Below are 21,738 nucleotides of genomic sequence, written 5' to 3' on the forward strand. Positions count from 1 at the left end.
TTATTTATACAACCAAAGCGTAGTTATCATATAACCACTAATTCAAATCATCGTTTTAGAAAGCATCAAAATTACATTCTTAGTTTAAAAATAAATGATCCTAATCAGTTTAGGTTTTAGAAACAACAGACTACACTATATTGTAGCGAATATTCTAGGACTAAATGAAACCATGACCCAAACCCAGTTGTTTGTACTGCTCGAATTCCCCCCTTTTATTCTTTCTAATGTTGTTGAACCAAATATTTAAGAATATCCTGCCGAAGCTGTAATGCCTTTTTGTAGAGCAGAACTTGTAGTGAAATATAGTTCTGTTCCTAAACAGCTATCCATTTTTTCATTGGAGACATCCAAAACTGTATTTGGAGCTGAGAATAAATAATGAAAGCATAAGTAGCCCTAAAAGTTACAATAATGAGGAAACTTTGATAATTTAAAAGCGTTAACAAATAACTTAAAAAAAACAGCAACTACTTAATGGCATCAAACTGATAAAAAAAACAATTTACAATTGACACTATTTTCATCAGAATTAAAGAGGAGAATAGTTCAAAATTGCAATGGTACAGAAATAACTTAAATAGCGCTATTTCAAAACAGCAAACTAGAAAAGAGCAAATTGTGTCAAAAAAGAAGTGTATTTTTAGAACACCTCAAATAGCTTAAACGTACTATTTTTAAGTTCAAAACAGAAAACTAAAAAATAGTTACCTTAAAACCACATCCTTTACCACATCGCGACGCAGTTCTTCATTGATCATTTTTACAATTTTACTTCTTCCGTGGCTTAATTCTTCACGAAGTACTGACGAACTTAACTCAACATACAACGTACTTCCTTTCAATACCACATTTTTAGTATAACTGTTAACCCCGTTTCCCATCAGGTTTTTCCAAGCGTCCTTAACGTCAATCTGGTCCATTCCTGGTTGCAGTTTATTCACTTGGATAATTTGCTTTAAAACATCCCCTACTGTACTTTGATTATTTAGTCTTTTCGCCATCGCCAGTCAAATTTATTGGTCCCGTTTTCTTATAATGATATTCCTTCTTCTCTTCATTTCGAACCACTAACTCGGTATCCGATATAGTGATTAACTCTTCACTCCATTTTGCATATGGAGTGGAATAATCCAAGAACACTTTATCATCCTTAAATCGCACCCCAACATTCTCATACGTGTCATTAACTAAAAAACTACCATCTAATTGTGGCATTACTTTCTTTCGGGTTCCCTTATTGTTCTTGGATATATCAAAATAATCATAACTTTCATTCATTTTATAATCCTTGTCTTTCCCTTCATCAAAGACCACTTTTTCTATTTCCCAATACCCATTTATCTTGGCAATATCAGCAGGTTCAATCTTTTGCTGACAACCCACAAAAAACAATGACAGCACTAAAATTCTAAAGGTATTTTTCATATCAATTATATGTTTTATTTGAAGCTTTTTCCCGCTTTCCGCTATAATCTTTTCATTTTTAAAAGAAAAATAAAAAGGATTTCCGCTTCAATCAGGGCTAGGTATTTTGAATAAATAAGTTCGTTCTTTTTATGCCACAAAGTTAACCTTATAAATTTCAAAGAAAACAAAAATAGCAAAACACATTAAATTATTTTGTTTATTTTTTATCAAAGAGGTTAGTGAAATAAAGATCCCATATAACGAACTCATTTTAGATTTTAGGACTAAGATGAAAATAAACACAAAACCTTACTGCTCATCGCTAGTAAAAAAATGCAATTCCGTTTACTTTTTCGATAACAAAAGCCAAACTTTTGTTTAGGCAACGTCTTCTAAACAAATATCAAAAAACAAAATAACATTCATCTTGTAGAATCGATAGGCCGAAAAATGACTCTCAATATCTGCTCTAAACCTAGTATGATTATTTAAATAAAAAGTCTCACACTGCACATCATCACACTCTCTAACCATTTCTAATTTATTAATAAATTCGATTAAACTATCACTGTAGGATTCGTTTATATCTTTAACGTTAGTTAAGTCAGTAATCAAATTTTCCTTCTTTTGCTGATTCGAATTCAAAACTCTAAAAATGGAGGAATGTAACATCCTTTTAAAAAAAAGAATTTCTACTCTAACAATAGAAAGGTCTTCTTTCCATTGCTCAATATCTCTGTCCATGAACTTCATTTGAATGTCGTCAATTGTCTCGTGCTTATAAATTAAATCTTTCATATTGTTTCGGTTCGTATAGTTCTACCTTGTTGCTTTACTCCAATAATTTTAATCTTATTAATTCCTGATGGAAACTGCCATACAATTTCATCTCCTGTTGCATAGCCAAAGAGAGCTAATGCCATAGGGGACAAAATAGATATCTTGTTTTGTTTAATATTGCTTTTTTCAGGAGTTACAATTTGATAGCTGCGTTCAACATTAAAAGAAGTTCTAATACATACAATAGAATTGTACCGTATTACATCTTCTGGCACCATTCTATCTTCTACAATTTTAGCCGTTTCCAGCTCTAATTTTAATTTTTTAATTGAGTCTCTGTATATTTTATCTTCATGGCTCCTTGAGTTTTCTATGTTTCCTTTTAGTAAATCATACTCACTCTTATCTATTATTATTTGACCGTATTTCATAATTTAGTTATAACGTATAAATTTTAAACCTTTATAGAAATGGGTAATAACTATAAAGGTTTTTAAAATCTAACAGAATTAATAAAAAGATTAAGGAAAAATACCTCTTTGAATATAAGCGGTTTCTATTCTTGTAATTGCTAAAATATAAGCTGCTGTTCTCCAGTCTATTTTACCTTCCTTAACAAGCCCTTCCACTTTATAAAACACCTCTGAAAGTTTTTTGTCAATCTTTTGCATCACCTCTTCAAGTTGCCAAAGTTCTCCATTCCTGTTTTGCAACCACTCAAAGTAGCTTCCTATTACACCTCCAGAATTACATAAAATATCAGGAATAATAGTAATTCCATTCTGCAGTAATATCTTTTCACCTTCGGTATCGATTGGTCCATTAGCACCCTCAGCGATAACATTCGCTTTAACTAAATAGGCATTATCCTCTGTAATTTGATTCCCTAATGCAGCAGGAATAAGAATGTCACATTGAAGCGCAAAAAATAATTCTGGATCAATTTCTTCTGCACCTGCGAATCCTTGAATAGATCCTTTTCTTGGTTTAGAATGCTCAAATAATTCCTCTACTGCGATTCCATTTTCATTGATGATAGTGGCGTGAGCATCTTGTACAGCGAGTAGAACAGCTCCTTCTTGTGTTAAAAAATGAGACGTCCAATATCCTACATTACCAAAACCTTGAACAATAAACTTTTTACCTTCTAAACTTTCTCCTCGGCTTTTGTACAACAATTTAATTGTCAAATACACTCCGTAACCAGTAGAGCGGTTTCTTCCTTCTAAACCACCTGAACCAACTGGTTTCCCTGTTACGACATGCTGATTACGAGAGCGCTCTGATGATGACTTAGTAGACATGAAAGTATCAGCCATCCAAGCCATAGTTTGCTCGTTAGTATTAACATCTGGTGCCGGAATATCATGTTCAGGCCCTATGTTTTCTCCTAAAGCATACGTAAAACGGCGTGTAATTCGTTCTAATTCACCTATCGAATAATCACGAGGATCTATTTGGATTCCTCCTTTTGCACCACCATAAGGCAAGCCCGCTAGTGAAGTTTTCCAAGTCATCCACATCGCAAGTGCTTTGGCATCATCAACATTTACAGTTGGATGATAACGCAGTCCTCCCTTATATGGTCCCAATGCATTATTATGCTGGACACGATATCCTGTAAAAATCTGAACTGCACCATTATCCATTTTTACAGGAAAGTGAAGTATAATTTCATTATTTGTTATTGATAAAATTTTTCTAATGTTTGAATTTAAGTTAATAGAATCAGCTGTTTTATTAAACTGTTCCATTACGTTGTCAAGCATGCTTCTTTTTGTTGCTTCTTTTATAGCTATCATATTAATTTATTGATAATGTTCACAAAATATTTTGTTATTACGCTGCCAAGTACAATGCATATTCCTATCACAATTGATACACAATCCCACATTCACTTCTCCTTTAAAAACCGATTCTTCGTTTGCACCGACAGAAAAATCCAAGTCAATTATCACTTTATCTCTTTTGACTTTTCTTTTAATGGCTGCAGGAATAGAACTAATTCCTTGTTTCTCTAGAATGTTCATTTCATCTAATTTTAATGTTTGTTTAGTAAAAAACAGCAATTGTTTCCATGACAATAGACAAACTACATGCCAATGGGACATACGAGAACAGCACAAACAACAAAACCCTTGTAAACAAAGGGTTTATATAAAATGTAAAATATATTATGGTAAAAATCAGTGGGGAGAAATTCCCCGAAAGAGGAGAAATTCCTCGAGTAAATAGGAGATATTACTCAATTTTTTGACGTAGTGTTTTTCTATCAATTTGAAGAATTTCCGCAGCTCGGGTTTTATTGTTATCAACCGCCGCAAGTACTTTTAGAATATGAGCTTTCTCAATATCTTTTAATGTTCTAAGTTCTTCTTTTTCAAAAGGCATAGGATATTTTAAGTATTCAGGAATATCTGCTACTTCAATTTGATCACCACTCATGATAATCATTCTTTGAATAACGTTTTCTAATTCCCTAACGTTTCCTGGCCAAGAATGACGCATTAAAACCAAAATAGCCTTCTCTGCAATAGTAATTTTAGGTTTATTATACTCGGCACCGTATTTATTAAGAAAAGTTGTTATCAATAGCCTTATGTCGTTTTTACGATTACGGAGCGGAGGCGTTTCAATATTCACTACATTTAATCTATAATAAAGATCTTCACGAAAGCTGCCTTTACTAGACATTTCATATAAATCATTGTTAGTAGCAGCTATAATTCTCAGCTCTATTTTTTGGGTTTTCTGAGAACCAATCATACTTACCTCCTTTTCTTGTAATACTCGTAACAATCTGGTTTGAACTGCTAACGGAGCTGTTCCTATTTCATCCAAAAATATAGTACCACCAGCTGCGGCTTGAAAAAAACCATCTCTGGTATCATTCGCACCAGTAAAAGCTCCTTTTACATATCCAAAAAGTTCCGATTCCATTAAATTCTCTGGTATAGCACCACAGTTTACGGCAATAAAAGGCTTAGAAGAAAAAGCGCCTTCGTAATGAATCGCTCTGGCAACTAATTCCTTTCCTGTACCACTCTCCCCTTGAATCAATACGGTAGCTCTGTTATCTTTAACCCGTTGGATTAAATCTACTAATTGCACAATCTGTTGAGACTGCCCCACGATTCCTGCGTATTCATTTATTTTATTGGTAGAACTGATACTAATTTCCTCTGTACTCTTTTTAGTATCCCATTTTGAGTCAATTAAAGCTTGTACTGCCTTTTTTAACTCATCATTAGTAAAAGGTTTTGCTAAATAATCTAAAGCTCCTGATTTTACGGCTTCAACAGCGCTATCTACTGAAGGAAATCCGGTAATAACGAGTTTTGGAATAGTAGGGAAATGTTCCTGAACATATTTTATCAGTTCAATTCCATTAATACCAGGCATTTGCAAATCAGTAATTAACAAATCTATAGTACTGAATTTTAATATCTCTATTGCCTCCACAACAGAAGAGGCTTTATAAGTATGAAAATTTTGAGCTTTCAAATTGCGATGAAGCAATTCCAGCATATCATAATTATCGTCAACAATTAGAATATTTTCTTTCTTTAATTTCATTACATCATCTTTAAGGGTAATCTTACCTGGAAAATAGTTCCTTGTGGTATATTATCAATAGAGAGAATATCCCCTTTATGACTTTTAACAATTCCATGTACTACACTAAGTCCCAAACCAGACCCTTCACCAATAGGTTTTGTAGTAAAAAAAGGTTCAAATATTTTAGACTTCAATGCTTTGTCTATACCAGGTCCTAGATCGGCAATTTCAATAACAAAATTCGCCTCTTCTGAATATACCTTTACTTTAATGACCGTATCTTTAGGAGCTACATAAATGGCATTTATCAGAATGTTAAATAAAACTTGAGTAAGTTGAATAGGATCGAGCTGTGCTTCTAATTGCGCATCTTTAAAGTCAAACTCATATCTAACTTCGGCTTTTTTAAAATTTGGTCCCAATAGACTTAATGCTTCCGAAACGATAGGTATAACTTTAACAAACTTCATGTTTTGTGGCATTTCGCATGAAAAAAACATCAGCTTCTTAACCACTTCTCTAGAATAAATGGCCGCCTTAATAATCTTATCACTGTCTAGTTGCGATTGTTTATCTTTAGTTCGTTCTCGGATGAACTCAGCAAAACCAAGAATATTTCCTAGTGGCGTATTTAATTCGTGAGCGATACCTGCAGTAATTTCTCCTAAAATAGAGAGACGATCTGCCCGTTCTACACTTCGTTTCAACAGTTCTTCTTTCCCTATATTTAATTGTCGCTCATAAAATACACTAATATCTGAAGAGACTTTATTAAGCAGCTTTTCTTCATCGTCTAAAAAGTTTTCTTTGGAAAACTGATTTGATGGATAATGCACTTTTACATATCCTTTACCTTCATTAAAAATGATTAAAGATGACTTTTGAAAAACAGTATTTTCGGGAATTACACTTGTGCAATAATAGTAATCCTCCAGCTGCAGTTCTACTATTGACTGCTCTGAAAATCGCCAAGCATTTTTTAAAATAGAACAAATCTTATCTAAAGTCTTCGAGATCGATTCTTCATGCTGAACAATCACTGACGAAACATCATATAAACAAGACAATTCTTTAATTCGCTCCTGAAGTATTTCTTCTGTAGATATAGTGGAATCCATAGTTCTCAAAGTGATAGATTATATAGAAAATCAGCTTAAACAAAAGCTGTGCTTACAACACTACTTTTAAGTCACTTTTTCCTGGCTTTAAAGAAACCAAAAATAAAAAATAATGCCCCTGCAATTAACAATACGTAATAAAGAACATCATTTTTGTCTCGAATTACATTTGACAAAACAAAGCAAATAACGCTGATTAAGTACAAAACGATCGGATGTATATTCTTAATGGAAGATAAATTCATAAAGATATTTTATTTAAAGAAAGAATCTACAAATTCATGTTTATTGAATACTTGCAAGTCTTCTATTCCTTCACCAACACCAATATATTTTACGGGAATTTTAAATTGATCTGAAATACCAATAACGACACCACCTTTTGCAGTACCATCTAATTTGGTTACAGCAAGAGATGTTACCTCAGTAGCCGCTGTAAACTGTTTCGCTTGCTCAAAAGCATTTTGACCAGTTGACCCATCCAAAACTAACAAAACGTCATGAGGAGCATCAGAAATAACTTTTTGCATCACACGTTTGACTTTTGTCAACTCATTCATCAGATTAATTTTATTGTGCAAGCGTCCTGCTGTATCAATAATTACGACATCAGCATCCTGAGCCACCGCAGATTGCAAGGTGTCAAATGCTACAGAAGCGGGATCAGACCCCATATTTTGTCTAACAATAGGAACTCCTACTCTGTCAGCCCAAATTTGTAATTGATCTATTGCAGCGGCACGAAACGTATCTCCTGCACCTAAAACTACTTTATAGCCTGCTTTTTTAAATTGGTACGCAAGTTTTCCTATGGTGGTTGTTTTACCAACACCATTTACACCCACTACCATTAAAACGTAAGGTTTTTTATCTTTTGGAATTACAAATTCTGTTGCTTCACCAGTATTGGTTTCGGAAAGCAAACCTGAAATTTCTTCTTGAAGAATTTTATTGAGTTCATCAATACCAAGATATTTATCAGCCGCAACACGACTTTCAATACGAGTAATGATTTTAAGAGTGGTATCAACCCCTACATCGGAGGAAACAAGAATTTCCTCTAAATTATCCAACACAGCATCGTCAACTTTAGACTTTCCTGCAACAGCTTTACTTAACTTAGAAAAGAAAGTTGTTTTTGATTTTTCAAGACCTTTATCTAAAGTCTCTTTTTTTTCCGATGAAAATATTCTTTTGAAAAAACTCATTGTATTAACAGTGTTAGGAATGAAGCATTAGACACAATGAACTAACACTCTCTTCAGAACGGTAAAGATATAAAATAAAAAAGCTACTTCCGAATGAAAGTAGCTTTTCTATATAATGCTTTTATTAATTAATTCTTTTTCAAGAATTCATCAACTAGTTCAGGTGCCATTATAGATTCTACGAATGTATAAGCGCCAGTTTTTGGAGATTTCACCATTTTGATGGCTTTTGATAATCTCTTAGAAGATGTTTGTAACGATGCTACGGTTTTCTTTGCCATGATTCAAATGTTATTTAAATTTAAATATAATCTTCAAATGTTACCATTTCAGATTTTTATTAAAATCTCTAATTATTATTTAATTTCTTTGTGAACAGTTACACGTTTCAAAACTGGATTAAATTTCTTAATCTCTAATCTATCAGGTGTATTTTTCTTGTTCTTCGTTGTTATGTATCTTGAAGTTCCTGCCACACCACTTGTTTTGTGCTCAGTACATTCTAAAATTACCTGGATTCTATTACCTTTCTTTGCCATCTTGCTATTTTTTTTTTAGAATTTAAAGATTATTTAATAAATCCTTGTGCTTGAGCTTTTTTCAAAACTGCAGCAATTCCATTTTTATTAATTGTTTTTACCGTAGATGCTGCTACTCTAAGAGTAATCCATCTATCTTCTTCTGGAAGATAAAAACGCTTTTTCACTAAGTTAACAGAAAATTTTCTCTTAGTTTTATTCATAGCGTGAGAAACGTTATTTCCTACCATCGCTCTTTTACCTGTAAGGTCACAAACTCTTGACATTATGCTTATCTTTTATCGTTATTCAAAATCAGGGTGCAAAGAAAAGAAAAATAAACCTATAAACCAACAAATTTACAGCACATTTTTAAAAATTTCTTCCTTTAACATTTCTAAACTTTTAATCACCGCCCTATCTATCACTTTTTCACGTGGTTGGCCAAAATTATATTCTTTTACAATAACTTCATTCGGGGTGGCGATTGCTATAAAAATAGTTCCAATTTCGGCATTTTCATCCCCTTTTGATGGTCCTGCATTTCCGGTTGTCGCAATTGCATAATCCGTATTCATAATTTCTTTTACGCGCAAAGCCATCGCCGAAGCCACTTCTTTGCTTACTACAGAAAACTCTTTTATAACGCTCTCAGGAATCCCTAAAACGTCTATTTTAGCCTCCGTAGCATAAGAAACGACGCTACCCTTGAAATATGCAGAAGCGCCCGCTATCGAAGTTAACACCGCAGCAATTTTACCTCCAGTACAACTTTCAGCGGTAGCCACTGTTTTTTGTTGTTGCTTCAGCATTTTTCCTACTAAGAACTCGATCGTTTCCTCTTCTTCAAAACCAACAATTATATCGTTTATGATCGCATCTAAAGAGCTAATATACTGTTCCAATGCGCTTTCTAAAAATTCTTTGTTTGTACCTCTCGCTGAAAGACGCAAACGAACGCTTCCCGGGCTTGGTAAATAAGCCAGCTTCAAAAATTCTGGAAGACTGTTTTCCCAATCTTCAATCCGTTCTGAAACTAAGCTCTCCCCTTGTCCGTAAGTAAGAATTGTTTTATGTATGATATAGGGACGACTGTACTCTCGTACTACTTTTGGTATAATTTCGCTTTCAACCAGATACTTCATTTCGTAAGGCACTCCCGGTAGTGAAATAAAAACAGTACCCTCTTTTTTCATCCACATTCCCGGAGCCGTTCCTACTGCATTGTGCAGTACGGTACATTTTGAAGGAACAAGCGCTTGATCCTTGTTGATTTGTGTAATCGTTCGTTTATAAAAGCCTTCTATCAGCTCGGTAACATGCACCAAAACAGTTTGATTAACAACCAATTCATCTTCGAAATAATCACAAAAGGTCTTTTTAGTAACATCATCTTTTGTAGGTCCGAGACCACCAGTAATAATAACTAAATCTACCGTGTTTTGTAGTTTCTCAAACGTATCCAAGATATGTTTTTTGTCGTCGCTAATTGATATCATTTCATTGATTTCGACGCCAATTTTATCTAACGATTTGGCTATAAAAGCCGAATTTGTGTCAACGATTTGACCAATTAAAATTTCATCCCCAATAGTAACTATGGTTGCTTTCATTTTTTATGATATGGATTTAGGGTTTGCTTTATACCTAAAATTCAACATCCAAATAATTTGAATGTTGAATTTTAGTGTTTAAAAAATAAGGATTGATAGCACTTTACAAATCAAAATCCTTTTTTATCTCTTTGATCGCATCTTTAACCTGAGTCTTTATACTCTTGAAAGTATGATCTATATCTTTTCTTTTCCCTTCTATTTTTGTCCATGCCTCCACCTGAAGAATCTCTTCAAAGGCAACATTCAAACCTAACAGGTCCAAGGTTGGTTTTATTTTATGTGCATAAGCATAAGCATGCTTGTGATCTTTCTTTTTAATTCCTTCTTTGATTTGCAATAAATCTTCTGGAACTTCTGTAACGAATAACGTTAGAATTTCATTTACAAATTCTGGGTCATTATCCGAAAGCGCGTACACTTTTGCAAGGTTGTAGTTTAAAGCCATTATTTTACTTGTATTCTAAATAGTTTTTGTCCCTCTAAAAATCCCTCTAACACGTCGTCTGATTTCACTGCAGCAACCCCTTCTGGAGTTCCCGTAAAAATAATGTCTCCTATTTTCAATGTGAAAAATTGAGAAACATATGAAATAAGCTCATCAATTTTCCAAAGCATGTAGCTAGAATCACTTATTTGAACCGTTTTACCGTTATTGGTTAACTCAAAAGTAAGATTTTCTAACGAACTAAATTGTTCTTTTGGTAAAAAATCTCCAATTACAGCAGAACCGTCAAATGCCTTGGCTTTTTCCCAAGGCAACCCTTTAGCTTTTAATTTCGCTTGTAAGTCTCTGGCGGTAAAATCAATCCCTACACTAATCTCCTCATAATACTTATGAGCAAACTTTGGCTCTATGTATTTCCCAACCTTATTTATTTTGACAATAATTTCAATTTCATGATGAATATCTTCCGAAAATTCAGGGATTACAAAAGGATGTTGTTTTAATAAAATCGCCGAATCGGGTTTCATAAAAATAACTGGCTCCGTAGGCCGCTCGTTCTGCAATTCTTCTATGTGGTTAGCATAATTTCTACCAATACAGATTATTTTCATTTTTTATTTTTTTAGACCTTAGTTATTACGTAGCGCTTTGTGTTTGGTTCAAAAACAATGAATTTGGAATTATATAAATGTTAACTAATTATTTTTTTTTGCTTTTCACTAAGGACTAACGCCCCTCCTATTTCGTATTTAATTTTCTAAGTTTGATCGCTGTCAACACCTTTTTAGTATACAAAGGGAAATCTGCATTTTGAATCCAACTAAAATAGCCCGGTTCTGTTTCTAAAATCTTATCAACCTTCACTCCTTTGTGCTTACCAAAAGCAAATATTTCATTATCCTCTTTATCAAATGCAATCATTCCTGCAAAATCAGCAATTTTCTTTCTTGTCGAAAATTCCGATAATGCTTTCATGTCATTTTGCAAATCTGGATAACGTTCTAACTGCGCTTTTAATATCTCGTAAGTCGCCATAGTGTCTGCTTCCGCTGAATGCGCATTTTCTAAACTTTGCCCACAATAGAATTTTAAAGCAGCACTTAACGTACGCTCTTCTTTTTTATGAAAAATCGTTTGAACATCTACCGAAACACTATTTTTCATGTCAAAATCAACTCCTGCACGAAGTAATTCTTCTGCCAGCAAAGGAATATCAAAACGGTCAGAATTAAATCCGGCCAAATCACAATCTTTTATCATGCCATGAACTTGCGAAGCTAATTCTTTAAAAGTAGGCTCATTCGCTACCTTTTCATCCGTTATTCCATGTACCGCAGTGGTTTGCGCCGGAATAGGAATCGTAGGATTCACTAACCATGTTTTACTTTCTTTGTTTCCGTTAGGAAAAACTTTAAATATTGATATCTCTACAATTCTGTCTTTTCCAACATCAATTCCAGTGGTTTCAAGGTCAAAAAAGCAGATTGGTTTATTAAGTTTGAGTTCCATTTTTTGTTTTTATTATCATACAAATGTAAATTTTAAAGCTGAGTTTTACCAATTATCAGGCATTAATTTCCTCTAAAATTACAAAGCTTTTTGATGTCGCAATCTATCTGTAAAAAACAAAACCCAATAAATTTAAAAAATCTATTGGGCTCTATTATGTATTTATTTCAATATTAAATATCTCTATTCACATCAAATGCTTCTAGGTATTCAGCAACTCTTTTTACAAAACCACCTCCTAGCGCTCCATCTACAACACGATGGTCGTAACTGTGCGAAAGAAACATTTTTTGACGAATTCCAATAAAATCACCTTCTGGTGTTTCTATAACAGCAGGTACTTTTCTAATGGCTCCAAGAGCTAAAATCCCAACTTGCGGTTGATTCAAGATAGGTGTTCCAAAAACACTTCCGAACGTCCCAACGTTTGTAACAGTATAAGTCCCTCCTTGCGTATCATCTGGTCTCAATTTCCCTGCTTTAGCACGTCCTCCTAAATCATTCACTGCTTTTGCCATACCCACTAAGTTCAATTGATCTGCATTTTTAATAACAGGAACAATTAAATTACCGTTAGGCAATGACGCAGCCATACCTAAATTGATGTTTTTCTTTTTGATGATATAGTCACCGTCTACCGAAATATTCAAACCTGGAAAATCTTTCAATGCTTTAGCCACCGCTTCCATGAATATTGGAGTATAGGTTAATTTCTCCCCTTCTCTTTTTTCAAAAATATTTTTATTTTTTTCTCTCCACTTAACAATATTAGTCACATCTACCTCGATAAAAGACTGAACGTGTGCCGAAGTTTGCACTGAAGCGACCATATAACCCGCAATAAGCTTACGCATTCTGTCCATTTCAACAATCTCATCACCACCGTTTACAGAAATAGGTGCTGCTTTTTGTGCTACAGGAGCCGCTACTTGCGCAGCTTTTGGAGCTTCTACCGTTTTTATCGGAGCAACAACAGCTTGACTTCCTTTATTTTTAACGTACTCTAAAATATCATTTTTAGTAACTCTACCGTCTTTTCCCGTACCATTAATCTGTTCCAATTCAGCTACAGAAACACCTTCTGCTAAAGCAATATTTTTTACTAAGGGAGAAAAGAATTTATCCGAATCAGAAAAATCAGTCGCTGTTGCAACGCTATCTTTAGCTGCATCAACCGTTTTAGTTACTTCAGCAACAGCTTCTGGACTTGCAGCCTCTTTAACTACAGCAACCATCTCACCACCTTCGGTTTCAATAATAGCAATGGTTTGACCCACTTGAACTAAATCATCTTTACCAAATAATTGCTCTACCAAAATACCTGAAACTTCACTAGGTACTTCACTATCAACCTTGTCAGTTGCAATTTCAAGTACCGCTTCATCCGCTTCAATTTTATCGCCAACTTCTTTCAACCAATTTGTAATAGTTGCTTCTGCGACACTTTCTCCCATTTTAGGAAGTTTTAATTCAAATTTTGCCATATTGTTAACCTAAGAAGGCGTTTTTGTTTTCAGTTTGCGAAATTACTAAATATTTTAAACATAAATTACATTTAGTGCAATTTATCACTCTAATTTTACGATCACTCCTCTTTCATTAGAATTATCACTTCCAATAAAAAAAGCAGTGCTTTTTGGTAACACTTTAAAAGATATCCCCCTGTTTTTTAACGATTCTATAAAATTTATAATCTCTTTAAAAGAAATATAATGACCATCCAGCAACATTTCTGTATTGGTTAGCGATGAAATCTTTGACGAAATTACCATTTTTTCTGTTTTCAAATCGTGCAAAAGCACTTTTTTTTGAAGTATATACGTTATTTTGTTAATTAGCTCATCATTAGAAGAATATAGAATATATGACTGTGGGAGTTTTTTTACTTTGGCCTTACCTTGAAACATTTTGATAAAAGAAAAGAATAGAATTCCTGTTTTCATAAAAAATGAAAAAAACGTCGAAACCTTGAAGTGCTTTTTATAGAAAAACTCCATCGCCTCCTGAAAACGCTTCATATATACCCCATCCTTAATAGTACTTTCCCCCTTATAATGGATCACGGTTGTTTCGTGAAAATAGTAGTTTAACTTTCCGTTAAGCAACATTCTATAAGATAAATCTATGTCGTCTGAATACATGAAACAGTTCTCATCAAACCCGCCTAATTCCTGATATAAATCCCGTTTCATCAGCATGAATGCACCAACGAGAATATCGACTTTCGCTGTTTCATTTTCTGTGATATGTTGAGCATAGTACTTTCCAAATGCATTCACTTTTGGAAACAACTTGTACAAGCCCATCATTTTTGTAAAAGCAACAAAAATCGTAGGAACTCCCCTTTTACTTTCAGGCAAAAAATTTCCTGCTCCATCAATGAGTTTGACCCCCACTATTCCTAAGTTGTTTTGCCTTTCGGCAAAAGCCAACACTTTCGTAAAAGTATCCTCGGCAACCACGGTGTCAGGATTCAGAATGCAAATATATTCGCCCTGAGCACTGCCAACTCCTATATTATTCCCTTTTGGAAAACCTGAATTGTCTTTATTTTCAATGAGTTTTATATTGGGAAAACGTCGCTTCATCATTTCAACGCTGTCATCTTGCGAATTATTATCGACAACGATTATTTCGCTGTCAACATGCTCTAAAGCACTTTGAACACTTAAAACACACAATTCTAAAAAATAGCGGACGTTATAGTTGAGAATAATTACTGACAATTTCATTTTTCAAAGATATATTTTAAGATGCAAAATTACAACGGCAAAGTCATCTACCGCAGTAGTCGACCAAATAAAACATGATGATTCCTCCAAATACTAATTTTAATCCCGGGAAAAAATTACTTTTGGAAAACAAAACACCGTAACAAATCCATTCCAAGTCATTGAAAAAAGTATTTTTATTAGCATTCGTATTTTTCATCAATCAAATCCATGCCCAAATTTCGGGATGTACTGACCCGCTGTCTAAAAACTTTAATCCCTCAGCAACTATAAATGATGGTAGTTGCGTATATCGTTCGGCAAAAGTGAAGCTGAAATATTCGAAACAATTAGCAGCTGTACTTCATGAAACATCAGGCTTAGTTTTAAGTGACACTCTTTTATGGACGACAAATGACGATAAAGACACTACAATCTATGGCATAGATACTCTCGGTGTGATTCAAAAGAAAATAGCCCTTAAAAACGTAAGCAACAAGGACTGGGAGGAGATTACGCAAGACAGCAGCTATTTTTACATTGGGGATTTTGGCAATAATGTCTCAGGAAACAGAAAAGACCTGCATATTTTAAGAGTTGAAAAAAAATCTATTGAAGGGAATACTCCAAAAATCGATACCATTTCATTCTATTATTCCGACCAAAATAACTTCAATAAACTGAAGTCCAACACTACTAATTTTGATTGCGAAGCCTTTGTTGTTCTAGATGATAGCATCTATTTATTTACAAAACAATGGAAACAAAAAAGAACAGCAGTATATGTCATACCAAAAACGCCCGGGAATTATAGCGCACAATTGAAAGATACTTTTAATGTAAAAGGCTTAATTACTTCGGCTACAATTGTACCCGATAAAAACCTACTTGTCCTTAGCGGATATAGTACATTATTGTCTCCGTTTGCCTATCTGTTTTATGATTACGACCATTCAAATTTCTTTGCAGCCAATAAGCGAAAAATCAAAATAGCCCTTCCTTTTCATCAAATCGAAGGAATTACTACCAAAAATGGACTGCAGTATTATCTAACTAACGAAAATTTTACAAGAAAACCATTTTTAGCCATACCCCAACAATTGCATCAGTTGGATTTAAGTCCTTTTTTGTCTCATTATCTTCAACGCTAAACTATAAATAACTCATCCACGTTTCCATTTGGCAAAAAGGAATATGAAGTCTCTCGATAAAATATTTTTTTAAGTAATCAAAGTTATTTATTCTTTTTAATTTTAAAAAAATTTAGATTTCGGCAAAAATATTCCACTATAATTACTTACATTTCTACTACTTAAGGAGTCTTTTAAAAATACGAAAAAACATGAAAAACAAGCTCGGATCGATCTCATTACTTGTTGCCTTTGGAGGTCTGGTGCTTTTTGAAGTACTGCTGCGTTTAGATATTCTCAGTCATCAGGGATGGAAAATTGTCACAGCAGGTTTTGAGGCGGCGACTATCGGTGGATTTGCAGACTGGTTTGCAGTTAGTGCTTTATTTCATGAAATTCCAATTCCCTTTGTCCGTAAACACACGAACATTATTGCTAAAAACAGAGAAAAACTGACCGAAGGAATAGTTGATTTAGTAACGAATAAATGGCTTTCCCCAGATATTATTGCCGAGAAATTAAACGAAGTCGACTTGGCTAAAACCATTTTAAATTTCATCCAACAACCAAAAAACCAACAGAATGCGATTGGTTTAATTCAAAATATAGTCTTAAAATTAGCAAATGAATTAGACAATCCAAAATTTGCAGATGCCTTACAAAAAATACTAAGAGAACAGATTGCAGGTATAGACTTAGCTTCCCCTCTAGGGACTTGGTTGGAAAAATCTATTAAAAATGGCGACCATCACCAAATATGGAAATTAATTATCGAGGAGAGCACGACCGCTCTTACTAACCCCGAGACAAAAAAATTGCTTCTTTCTAAACTCAAAGATGCAGCCGATGAATACTCTGATAAAGGTTTTTTTAAAAAAACAGCCTTGTTTTTAGCTGAGAAAAGCGGTGGAATAGATTTAGACCTTATCGCTGACGAGCTTCTCACTAAAGCAAAAGAGCTCATGTCTGAAGCCAAAACAGATGCTAACCACCCCATTCGTGCCAAGTTTGATGACTGGTTGCTTGATTTTGCGCAACAACTTACGTCTGGCGATGAAAAGTCACTCAACCTCATCCAGAATCTTAAAGAACGTGTTATGCAACATGTAGAAGAGGAAAAAGTCATCCATACACTTTTAATTCGCTCTAAAGAAACTCTTTCGGCGCAACTAGAAAATAACGATACTCCGTTGATGCAATTCTTGATTTCTAATCTTAATCGCATGCTGACTGATTTACAAGAAGACGCAGCAGCTCAGCAAAAAATAAATCTGTGGATACGAGAAACCGTTTCGCAACTGTTGGTGAAATTCCACAGTGAAATTGGAAATATGGTACGCAGCAGTATGATGAAGCTTAACAATAAAGAACTGGTGGAGCAAATTGAAGACAAAGTAGGTAATGATTTACAATACATTCGCTTAAACGGAGCTGTCGTAGGAGGTTTAGTAGGTATTGTGCTTGCTTTGCTAAAATTGCTTTAATTTAAGACTAGAAAATCATACAATCTTCCAAATATTCGCACTAAATATTCATTTAAGCAACTTAAAGTGGCTGAATTCGAGAAAGTTCTTCTTTGCAAATAATTTTAACCTAAAAATAATAAACTACCTTTGCACGGTGGTTTTTTTTTGGCTCCTCGTAATTAGGCAACTAATTAGCGATTGGAAACTAAAAAAGCCTCTAATTATAACAAATACATCTAGTTACAAGCATGAATTACTTATCTGTTGAAAATATCTCGAAATCTTATGGTGAGAGAACGCTTTTTGAAAATATCTCTTTTGGGATTAGCAAAGACCAAAAAATTGCTTTTATAGCCAAAAACGGCTCTGGAAAAACTACCATAATGAGTATCATTAATGGCTTAGACGAATCAGACACTGGACAGGTAGTTTTGAGAAAAGGAATCAAAATGGCTTTCTTATCACAAAACAATAACCTACAGGACGAACTGACCATTGAGGAAAGTATTTTCGCCTCGGATAATGAAACTTTGAAAGTAATTGAAGCCTACGAAAAGGCTTTGGAACACCCCGAAGACGAAGAAGCATACCAAAAAGCTTTTGACGGAATGGACCAACACAATGCTTGGGATTTTGAGACCCAATACAAGCAAATTTTGTTCAAACTGAAGTTGGAAGATTTCAAACTAAAAGTAAAAAACCTTTCGGGTGGACAACAAAAACGTTTGTCACTGGCTATCATTTTGATCAACCGTCCAGACTTATTGATTTTGGATGAACCTACGAATCACTTAGATTTAGAGATGATCGAATGGCTGGAAGCCTATTTTGCTAAAGAAAACATTACCTTATTCATGGTAACGCACGACCGTTTCTTCTTAGAGCGTGTTTGTAACGAAATCATCGAACTGGACAATGGAAAACTATATTCCTACAAAGGGAACTACTCTTACTATTTAGAGAAAAAAGAAGAACGCATTGCTTCTGAAAATTCAAGTGTGGACAAGGCTCAAAACCTGTTCGTTAAAGAATTAGAATGGATGCGACGTCAGCCAAAAGCGAGAACGACCAAGTCAAAATCGCGTCAGGATGATTTTTACGACATTAAAGAAAAAGCACAAAGCCGCCGTAAGGAAAACAAGGTAGAGCTGGAGATCAACATGGAGCGTATGGGAAGCAAGATCATCGAGCTTCACAAAATTTCTAAGAAATTCAAAGACCATGTGATCATGGATAATTTCAGTTACGACTTTCAGCCGGGAGAACGTATTGGAATTATTGGGAAAAACGGGACAGGAAAATCAACCTTTTTGAACTTATTGACTGGTGCACTTCCTCTTGATGGTGGAAAAGTGGTGATTGGTGAAACGATAAAATTAGGGTACTATACTCAAAGTGGAATTAACCCAAAACCAGGACAACGTGTAATTGATGTCATCAAGGAATACGGAGAATTTATTCCGTTGATGAAAGGAAGAATGATTTCAGCATCACAATTGCTAGAGCGTTTCTTATTTGATGCTAAAAAACAATACGATTTTGTGGATCGATTGAGTGGTGGGGAATTGAAACGTTTGTACTTATGTACTGTTTTGATTCAGAATCCTAACTTCCTGATTTTGGATGAGCCAACCAACGATTTGGACATTGTGACCCTGAACGTTTTAGAAAGCTTCCTTTTGGACTACCCTGGGTGTCTATTAGTGGTATCGCATGACCGTTATTTCATGGATAAAATTGTGGATCACTTGTTCATCTTTAGAGGTGATGGAGTAGTCGAAGATTTTCCTGGAAACTACTCTGATTTTAGAGCCTACGAAGACAGTACAGATGTAGCTCAAAAAGAGGAAAACAAAGCGGAAAAGAAAGACTGGAAGCAAAATAACCCAACAGGGAATTTGACTTTCAACGAGCAAAAAGAATATCAAAAAATAGAAAAAGAAATCAAGGATTTAGAAGTTCAAAAAATTGCAATTGAGCAATTATTCACTGACGGAAAAGTACCCGATAACGACATTTCAAAAAAAGCAAAAGAACTAGAAAATATCAACAATAAAATTGAAGATAAAGAAGAGCGCTGGTTCGAGCTTTCGGCTAAGATAGAAGGCTAAAAACACGTCATCCCGTATATTTATAATCCCAACACTTACAGCTCTATTGCTGTACGTGTTGGGATTATTTTTTAAGTAAAAAAAGCACGCTACGGTTTAATAAGAAAAATTGCAGTTAACAAACAGCCTAGTGCCAATTTATAAACTAATAACCTTTATGTTTGAAAAGAAAAGGACGTTACATGTCTTATAAATTCAGACTGCTTCGAAAAGCAATCTGGTTAGGGAAAAATGTATAAAGCTAAATCTTGATTAAAATAACGGCACTTTTAATTATTTTAACAAAAAAACAAGAATACACTTGTATATACAAATAAAATAAGTGTTACATTTGTACCAACAAATAAAAAACGTGTTGGTATGAAAATTGAAGACATTATAAAAACTACAGTCATTTTGAATAATTCGAAACGAATTATCCTCAATGTAATGTATACGCAAAATGTAGTCAATGAGAAATTCAATGAAATTTTGAAACCGTATGACTTATCTGGGGAACAATACAATGTGTTACGGATACTACGAGGACAAAAAGGAAACCCAGCTAATATGAGTGTCATCCAAGAGCGCATGATTGCCAAAACGAGTAACACCACCCGTCTGGTAGATAAATTATTATTAAAAGAGTTGGTTACCCGTAAAGTTTGCCCCGAAAACAGAAGAAAAATTGAGGTTTTGATTACGCAAAAAGGATTGAACCTTTTACAGGAGTTAGACCCTAAAGTAATTAATCACGAACAACACTTCTCTAAGAATTTAAACGACGAAGAATTAGAGCAATTAAATACACTATTAGAAAAATACAGAAATCAATAAAATATAAATTATGAGTACTTTCTTAGAACATCAGAATTGGAGATACGCAACAAAGAGATTTGACGCCAGCAAAATAATAAACACTGAAGATTTAAATACTTTAAAAGAAGCAATCCGTTTAAGTACTTCTTCTTATGGATTACAACCATACAAAATTATCATTGTTGAAAACCCAGAATTAAGAGCTAAAATCCAACCTGCTGCATGGGGACAAGCTCAAATAGTGGAAGCTTCACATCTTATCGTTTTTGCAAATGAAACTCAAATAGCGGAAAAATCTATTGATAGTTATGTAGAAAACATAAGTGCTACCAGAAACATCCCAATTGATTCATTAACTGGATACTCAGACTTCATGAAGTCAAAAATAATAACGCTTGATGACAGTTCAAAAAACATATGGGCGTCAAAACAAACCTATTTAGCAATGGGTAACTTATTAAATGCGGCTGCCGAACTAAAAATTGATGTTACTCCTATGGAAGGTTTCGTTCCTGAGTTAGTAAACGAAATATTAGGTTTAGACAAATTAGGTCTTACCGCTTCTTTATTAGCAACTTTGGGTTATCGACATGATGAAGATGCTACTCAACATTACAAAAAAGTTAGAAAATCAAACGAGGATCTATTTATTACACTCTAATTATTATTTCAAACCAAATTAAACAAATTAAACTCATGAAAAATTTAAAAGCAATTGCATTAGCATTAACTGTAGTATTCTCTACTCTATCAGTAGCAGCACAAACAAAAAAAATTGATGCTTCAACAAGCACAATCAGCTGGGTAGGAAAAAAAGTAACAGGACAACATAATGGTACTGTAAACCTAAAAAGTGGGACTTTAATCTTCAAAGGAGACAAATTAGCTGGCGGAACTTTTATGGTTGATATGACTTCATTAACTTCAACAGATCTTTCTGGTGAGTACCAAGGAAAATTAAACGGTCACTTGAAATCAGCAGATTTCTTCGGAACTGAAAAATTCCCAACTTCGACTTTAGTTTTCAAAACTATCGCAGCTAAATCTAAAACCGTATATACTGTAACGGCAGACTTGACTATAAAAGAGAGTACAAATCCAGTAACGTTTGATATTACTGTAAATGGAAATACTGCTACAACAGCTTTCAAAGTTGACAGAACTAAATATGACATTAAATATGGTTCAGGAAGTTTCTTTGACAATTTAGGAGACAAAGCAATTTCTGATGATTTTGAATTGGCAGTAGCCCTAAAATTCTAATATTTTTCAAAATAAATACATCAACCCCTGCACGTATTTGCTGGGGTTTTTTATTACTTGCTGAAAAATAATCTAACAAAAAAGACGAAAAATTTAG

Annotated in this window: 25 protein-coding genes; 7 read left to right on the plus strand and 18 right to left on the minus strand. The window is 34.1% G+C overall.

Translation table 11 applies throughout. The features are described from left to right. Positions 1-94: 94 nt before the first annotated feature. Entirely contained in the window at positions 95-250 is a 156-nt protein-coding gene (locus QO182_RS01700) for a hypothetical protein (protein ID WP_371538577.1), read from the plus strand. 457 nt (positions 251-707) lie between these two features. Here QO182_RS01700 and QO182_RS01705 read toward each other — a convergent pair whose 3' ends face one another. From QO182_RS01705 to QO182_RS01790, 18 genes are all read right to left on the minus strand, one after another. Then, positions 708-1,004 carry a DUF721 domain-containing protein gene (locus QO182_RS01705; RefSeq protein ID WP_371538579.1) on the minus strand — a complete coding sequence of 99 codons (297 nt, stop codon included), beginning with the start codon at positions 1,002-1,004 and terminating at the stop codon, positions 708-710. After that, a complete protein-coding gene (locus QO182_RS01710) occupies positions 985-1,428 on the minus strand; it encodes a lipocalin family protein (RefSeq protein ID WP_371538581.1) in 444 nt (147 codons plus the stop codon). Before QO182_RS01710 ends, QO182_RS01705 begins: the two co-directional genes overlap by 20 nt. A 360-nt stretch (positions 1,429-1,788) precedes the next feature. Then, the gene (locus QO182_RS01715) at positions 1,789-2,208 is read right to left on the minus strand and encodes a hypothetical protein (RefSeq protein WP_371559627.1); all 420 of its coding nucleotides are present in this window, start codon (positions 2,206-2,208) and stop codon (positions 1,789-1,791) included. Next, a complete protein-coding gene (locus tag QO182_RS01720; RefSeq protein WP_371559628.1) occupies positions 2,205-2,621 on the minus strand; it encodes a GreA/GreB family elongation factor in 417 nt (138 codons plus the stop codon). The genes QO182_RS01715 and QO182_RS01720 overlap by 4 nt, the downstream gene beginning before the upstream one ends. A gap of 90 nt (positions 2,622-2,711) precedes the next feature. Continuing rightward, positions 2,712-3,992 (minus strand): Glu/Leu/Phe/Val dehydrogenase, encoded by a 1,281-nt coding sequence (locus QO182_RS01725; protein WP_371538586.1) that lies wholly within the window; start codon positions 3,990-3,992, stop codon positions 2,712-2,714. Positions 3,993-3,998: 6 nt separating this feature from the next. Continuing rightward, entirely contained in the window at positions 3,999-4,220 is a 222-nt protein-coding gene (locus tag QO182_RS01730; RefSeq protein ID WP_371538588.1) for a hypothetical protein, read from the minus strand. A gap of 211 nt (positions 4,221-4,431) precedes the next feature. Continuing rightward, a complete protein-coding gene (locus QO182_RS01735) occupies positions 4,432-5,766 on the minus strand; it encodes a sigma-54-dependent transcriptional regulator (protein ID WP_371538590.1) in 1,335 nt (444 codons plus the stop codon). Next, positions 5,766-6,866 carry a sensor histidine kinase gene (locus QO182_RS01740; protein WP_371559630.1) on the minus strand — a complete coding sequence of 367 codons (1,101 nt, stop codon included), beginning with the start codon at positions 6,864-6,866 and terminating at the stop codon, positions 5,766-5,768. Before QO182_RS01740 ends, QO182_RS01735 begins: the two co-directional genes overlap by 1 nt. 254 nt (positions 6,867-7,120) lie before the next feature. Beyond that, entirely contained in the window at positions 7,121-8,074 is a 954-nt protein-coding gene (gene ftsY / locus QO182_RS01745) for a signal recognition particle-docking protein FtsY (RefSeq protein WP_371538592.1), read from the minus strand. Between the two features lie 128 nt (positions 8,075-8,202). Beyond that, positions 8,203-8,355, minus strand: a complete 153-nt coding sequence (locus QO182_RS01750; RefSeq protein ID WP_371538595.1) for a DUF4295 domain-containing protein — start codon at positions 8,353-8,355, stop codon at positions 8,203-8,205. Between the two features lie 75 nt (positions 8,356-8,430). After that, positions 8,431-8,613 carry a 50S ribosomal protein L33 gene (gene rpmG / locus QO182_RS01755; RefSeq protein WP_016988713.1) on the minus strand — a complete coding sequence of 61 codons (183 nt, stop codon included), beginning with the start codon at positions 8,611-8,613 and terminating at the stop codon, positions 8,431-8,433. A gap of 29 nt (positions 8,614-8,642) precedes the next feature. After that, complete coding sequence (rpmB, locus tag QO182_RS01760; RefSeq protein ID WP_007138096.1) at positions 8,643-8,879, minus strand: 50S ribosomal protein L28; 237 nt, start codon at positions 8,877-8,879, stop codon at positions 8,643-8,645. A gap of 72 nt (positions 8,880-8,951) precedes the next feature. Continuing rightward, positions 8,952-10,205, minus strand: a complete 1,254-nt coding sequence (locus QO182_RS01765; RefSeq protein WP_371559632.1) for a CinA family nicotinamide mononucleotide deamidase-related protein — start codon at positions 10,203-10,205, stop codon at positions 8,952-8,954. Between the two features lie 103 nt (positions 10,206-10,308). Next, positions 10,309-10,653, minus strand: coding sequence for an Hpt domain-containing protein (locus QO182_RS01770; RefSeq protein ID WP_371559634.1), 345 nt, complete (start codon positions 10,651-10,653; stop codon positions 10,309-10,311). Further along, a complete protein-coding gene (locus QO182_RS01775; protein ID WP_371538600.1) occupies positions 10,653-11,264 on the minus strand; it encodes a fumarylacetoacetate hydrolase family protein in 612 nt (203 codons plus the stop codon). Before QO182_RS01775 ends, QO182_RS01770 begins: the two co-directional genes overlap by 1 nt. A gap of 127 nt (positions 11,265-11,391) precedes the next feature. Then, complete coding sequence (locus QO182_RS01780; RefSeq protein ID WP_371538602.1) at positions 11,392-12,162, minus strand: exonuclease domain-containing protein; 771 nt, start codon at positions 12,160-12,162, stop codon at positions 11,392-11,394. Positions 12,163-12,335: 173 nt separating this feature from the next. Beyond that, positions 12,336-13,646: a dihydrolipoamide acetyltransferase family protein gene (locus QO182_RS01785; RefSeq protein WP_371538603.1), complete on the minus strand. Its 1,311-nt coding sequence runs from the start codon at positions 13,644-13,646 to the stop codon at positions 12,336-12,338. 84 nt (positions 13,647-13,730) lie between these two features. Then, complete coding sequence (locus QO182_RS01790; protein ID WP_371538605.1) at positions 13,731-14,894, minus strand: glycosyltransferase family 2 protein; 1,164 nt, start codon at positions 14,892-14,894, stop codon at positions 13,731-13,733. A 161-nt stretch (positions 14,895-15,055) separates the two neighbouring features. Between QO182_RS01790 and QO182_RS01795 the strand changes: the two genes are divergently transcribed. The 6 genes from QO182_RS01795 (at position 15,056) to QO182_RS01820 (ending at position 21,641) form a co-directional block, all read left to right on the plus strand. Next, on the plus strand, positions 15,056-16,024 hold the full coding sequence (locus QO182_RS01795; protein WP_371559636.1) for a T9SS C-terminal target domain-containing protein: 969 nt from the start codon (positions 15,056-15,058) through the stop codon (positions 16,022-16,024). A 191-nt stretch (positions 16,025-16,215) separates the two neighbouring features. Next, positions 16,216-17,487, plus strand: coding sequence for a DUF445 domain-containing protein (locus QO182_RS01800; protein ID WP_371538608.1), 1,272 nt, complete (start codon positions 16,216-16,218; stop codon positions 17,485-17,487). Positions 17,488-17,717: 230 nt separating this feature from the next. Next, positions 17,718-19,580 carry an ABC-F family ATP-binding cassette domain-containing protein gene (locus tag QO182_RS01805; protein WP_371538609.1) on the plus strand — a complete coding sequence of 621 codons (1,863 nt, stop codon included), beginning with the start codon at positions 17,718-17,720 and terminating at the stop codon, positions 19,578-19,580. A gap of 360 nt (positions 19,581-19,940) precedes the next feature. Continuing rightward, positions 19,941-20,396, plus strand: coding sequence for a MarR family winged helix-turn-helix transcriptional regulator (locus QO182_RS01810; RefSeq protein WP_371538611.1), 456 nt, complete (start codon positions 19,941-19,943; stop codon positions 20,394-20,396). Positions 20,397-20,406: 10 nt separating this feature from the next. Further along, entirely contained in the window at positions 20,407-21,039 is a 633-nt protein-coding gene (locus QO182_RS01815; RefSeq protein WP_371538612.1) for an NAD(P)H-dependent oxidoreductase, read from the plus strand. A gap of 35 nt (positions 21,040-21,074) precedes the next feature. After that, a complete protein-coding gene (locus QO182_RS01820) occupies positions 21,075-21,641 on the plus strand; it encodes a YceI family protein (protein ID WP_371538613.1) in 567 nt (188 codons plus the stop codon). The last annotated feature ends 97 nt before the right edge of the window (positions 21,642-21,738 follow it).

The sequence above is a fragment of the Flavobacterium sp. Arc2 genome (genome assembly GCF_041431385.1).
Lineage (GTDB): Bacteria > Bacteroidota > Bacteroidia > Flavobacteriales > Flavobacteriaceae > Flavobacterium.

Excerpts from the sequence above, each read along its gene's own strand:
- QO182_RS01700 (WP_371538577.1), top strand. The coding sequence starts at position 95 with ATGATCCTAATCAGTTTAGGTTTTAGAAACAACAGACTACACTATATT.
- QO182_RS01705 (WP_371538579.1), bottom strand. The coding sequence starts at position 1,004 with ATGGCGAAAAGACTAAATAATCAAAGTACAGTAGGGGATGTTTTAAAG.
- QO182_RS01710 (WP_371538581.1), bottom strand. The coding sequence starts at position 1,428 with ATGAAAAATACCTTTAGAATTTTAGTGCTGTCATTGTTTTTTGTGGGT.
- QO182_RS01715 (WP_371559627.1), bottom strand. The coding sequence starts at position 2,208 with ATGAAAGATTTAATTTATAAGCACGAGACAATTGACGACATTCAAATG.
- QO182_RS01720 (WP_371559628.1), bottom strand. The coding sequence starts at position 2,621 with ATGAAATACGGTCAAATAATAATAGATAAGAGTGAGTATGATTTACTA.
- QO182_RS01725 (WP_371538586.1), bottom strand. The coding sequence starts at position 3,992 with ATGATAGCTATAAAAGAAGCAACAAAAAGAAGCATGCTTGACAACGTA.
- QO182_RS01730 (WP_371538588.1), bottom strand. The coding sequence starts at position 4,220 with ATGAACATTCTAGAGAAACAAGGAATTAGTTCTATTCCTGCAGCCATT.
- QO182_RS01735 (WP_371538590.1), bottom strand. The coding sequence starts at position 5,766 with ATGAAATTAAAGAAAGAAAATATTCTAATTGTTGACGATAATTATGAT.
- QO182_RS01740 (WP_371559630.1), bottom strand. The coding sequence starts at position 6,866 with ATGGATTCCACTATATCTACAGAAGAAATACTTCAGGAGCGAATTAAA.
- ftsY (WP_371538592.1), bottom strand. The coding sequence starts at position 8,074 with ATGAGTTTTTTCAAAAGAATATTTTCATCGGAAAAAAAAGAGACTTTA.
- QO182_RS01750 (WP_371538595.1), bottom strand. The coding sequence starts at position 8,355 with ATGGCAAAGAAAACCGTAGCATCGTTACAAACATCTTCTAAGAGATTA.
- rpmG (WP_016988713.1), bottom strand. The coding sequence starts at position 8,613 with ATGGCAAAGAAAGGTAATAGAATCCAGGTAATTTTAGAATGTACTGAG.
- rpmB (WP_007138096.1), bottom strand. The coding sequence starts at position 8,879 with ATGTCAAGAGTTTGTGACCTTACAGGTAAAAGAGCGATGGTAGGAAAT.
- QO182_RS01765 (WP_371559632.1), bottom strand. The coding sequence starts at position 10,205 with ATGAAAGCAACCATAGTTACTATTGGGGATGAAATTTTAATTGGTCAA.
- QO182_RS01770 (WP_371559634.1), bottom strand. The coding sequence starts at position 10,653 with ATGGCTTTAAACTACAACCTTGCAAAAGTGTACGCGCTTTCGGATAAT.
- QO182_RS01775 (WP_371538600.1), bottom strand. The coding sequence starts at position 11,264 with ATGAAAATAATCTGTATTGGTAGAAATTATGCTAACCACATAGAAGAA.
- QO182_RS01780 (WP_371538602.1), bottom strand. The coding sequence starts at position 12,162 with ATGGAACTCAAACTTAATAAACCAATCTGCTTTTTTGACCTTGAAACC.
- QO182_RS01785 (WP_371538603.1), bottom strand. The coding sequence starts at position 13,646 with ATGGCAAAATTTGAATTAAAACTTCCTAAAATGGGAGAAAGTGTCGCA.
- QO182_RS01790 (WP_371538605.1), bottom strand. The coding sequence starts at position 14,894 with ATGAAATTGTCAGTAATTATTCTCAACTATAACGTCCGCTATTTTTTA.
- QO182_RS01800 (WP_371538608.1), top strand. The coding sequence starts at position 16,216 with ATGAAAAACAAGCTCGGATCGATCTCATTACTTGTTGCCTTTGGAGGT.
- QO182_RS01805 (WP_371538609.1), top strand. The coding sequence starts at position 17,718 with ATGAATTACTTATCTGTTGAAAATATCTCGAAATCTTATGGTGAGAGA.
- QO182_RS01810 (WP_371538611.1), top strand. The coding sequence starts at position 19,941 with ATGAAAATTGAAGACATTATAAAAACTACAGTCATTTTGAATAATTCG.
- QO182_RS01815 (WP_371538612.1), top strand. The coding sequence starts at position 20,407 with ATGAGTACTTTCTTAGAACATCAGAATTGGAGATACGCAACAAAGAGA.
- QO182_RS01820 (WP_371538613.1), top strand. The coding sequence starts at position 21,075 with ATGAAAAATTTAAAAGCAATTGCATTAGCATTAACTGTAGTATTCTCT.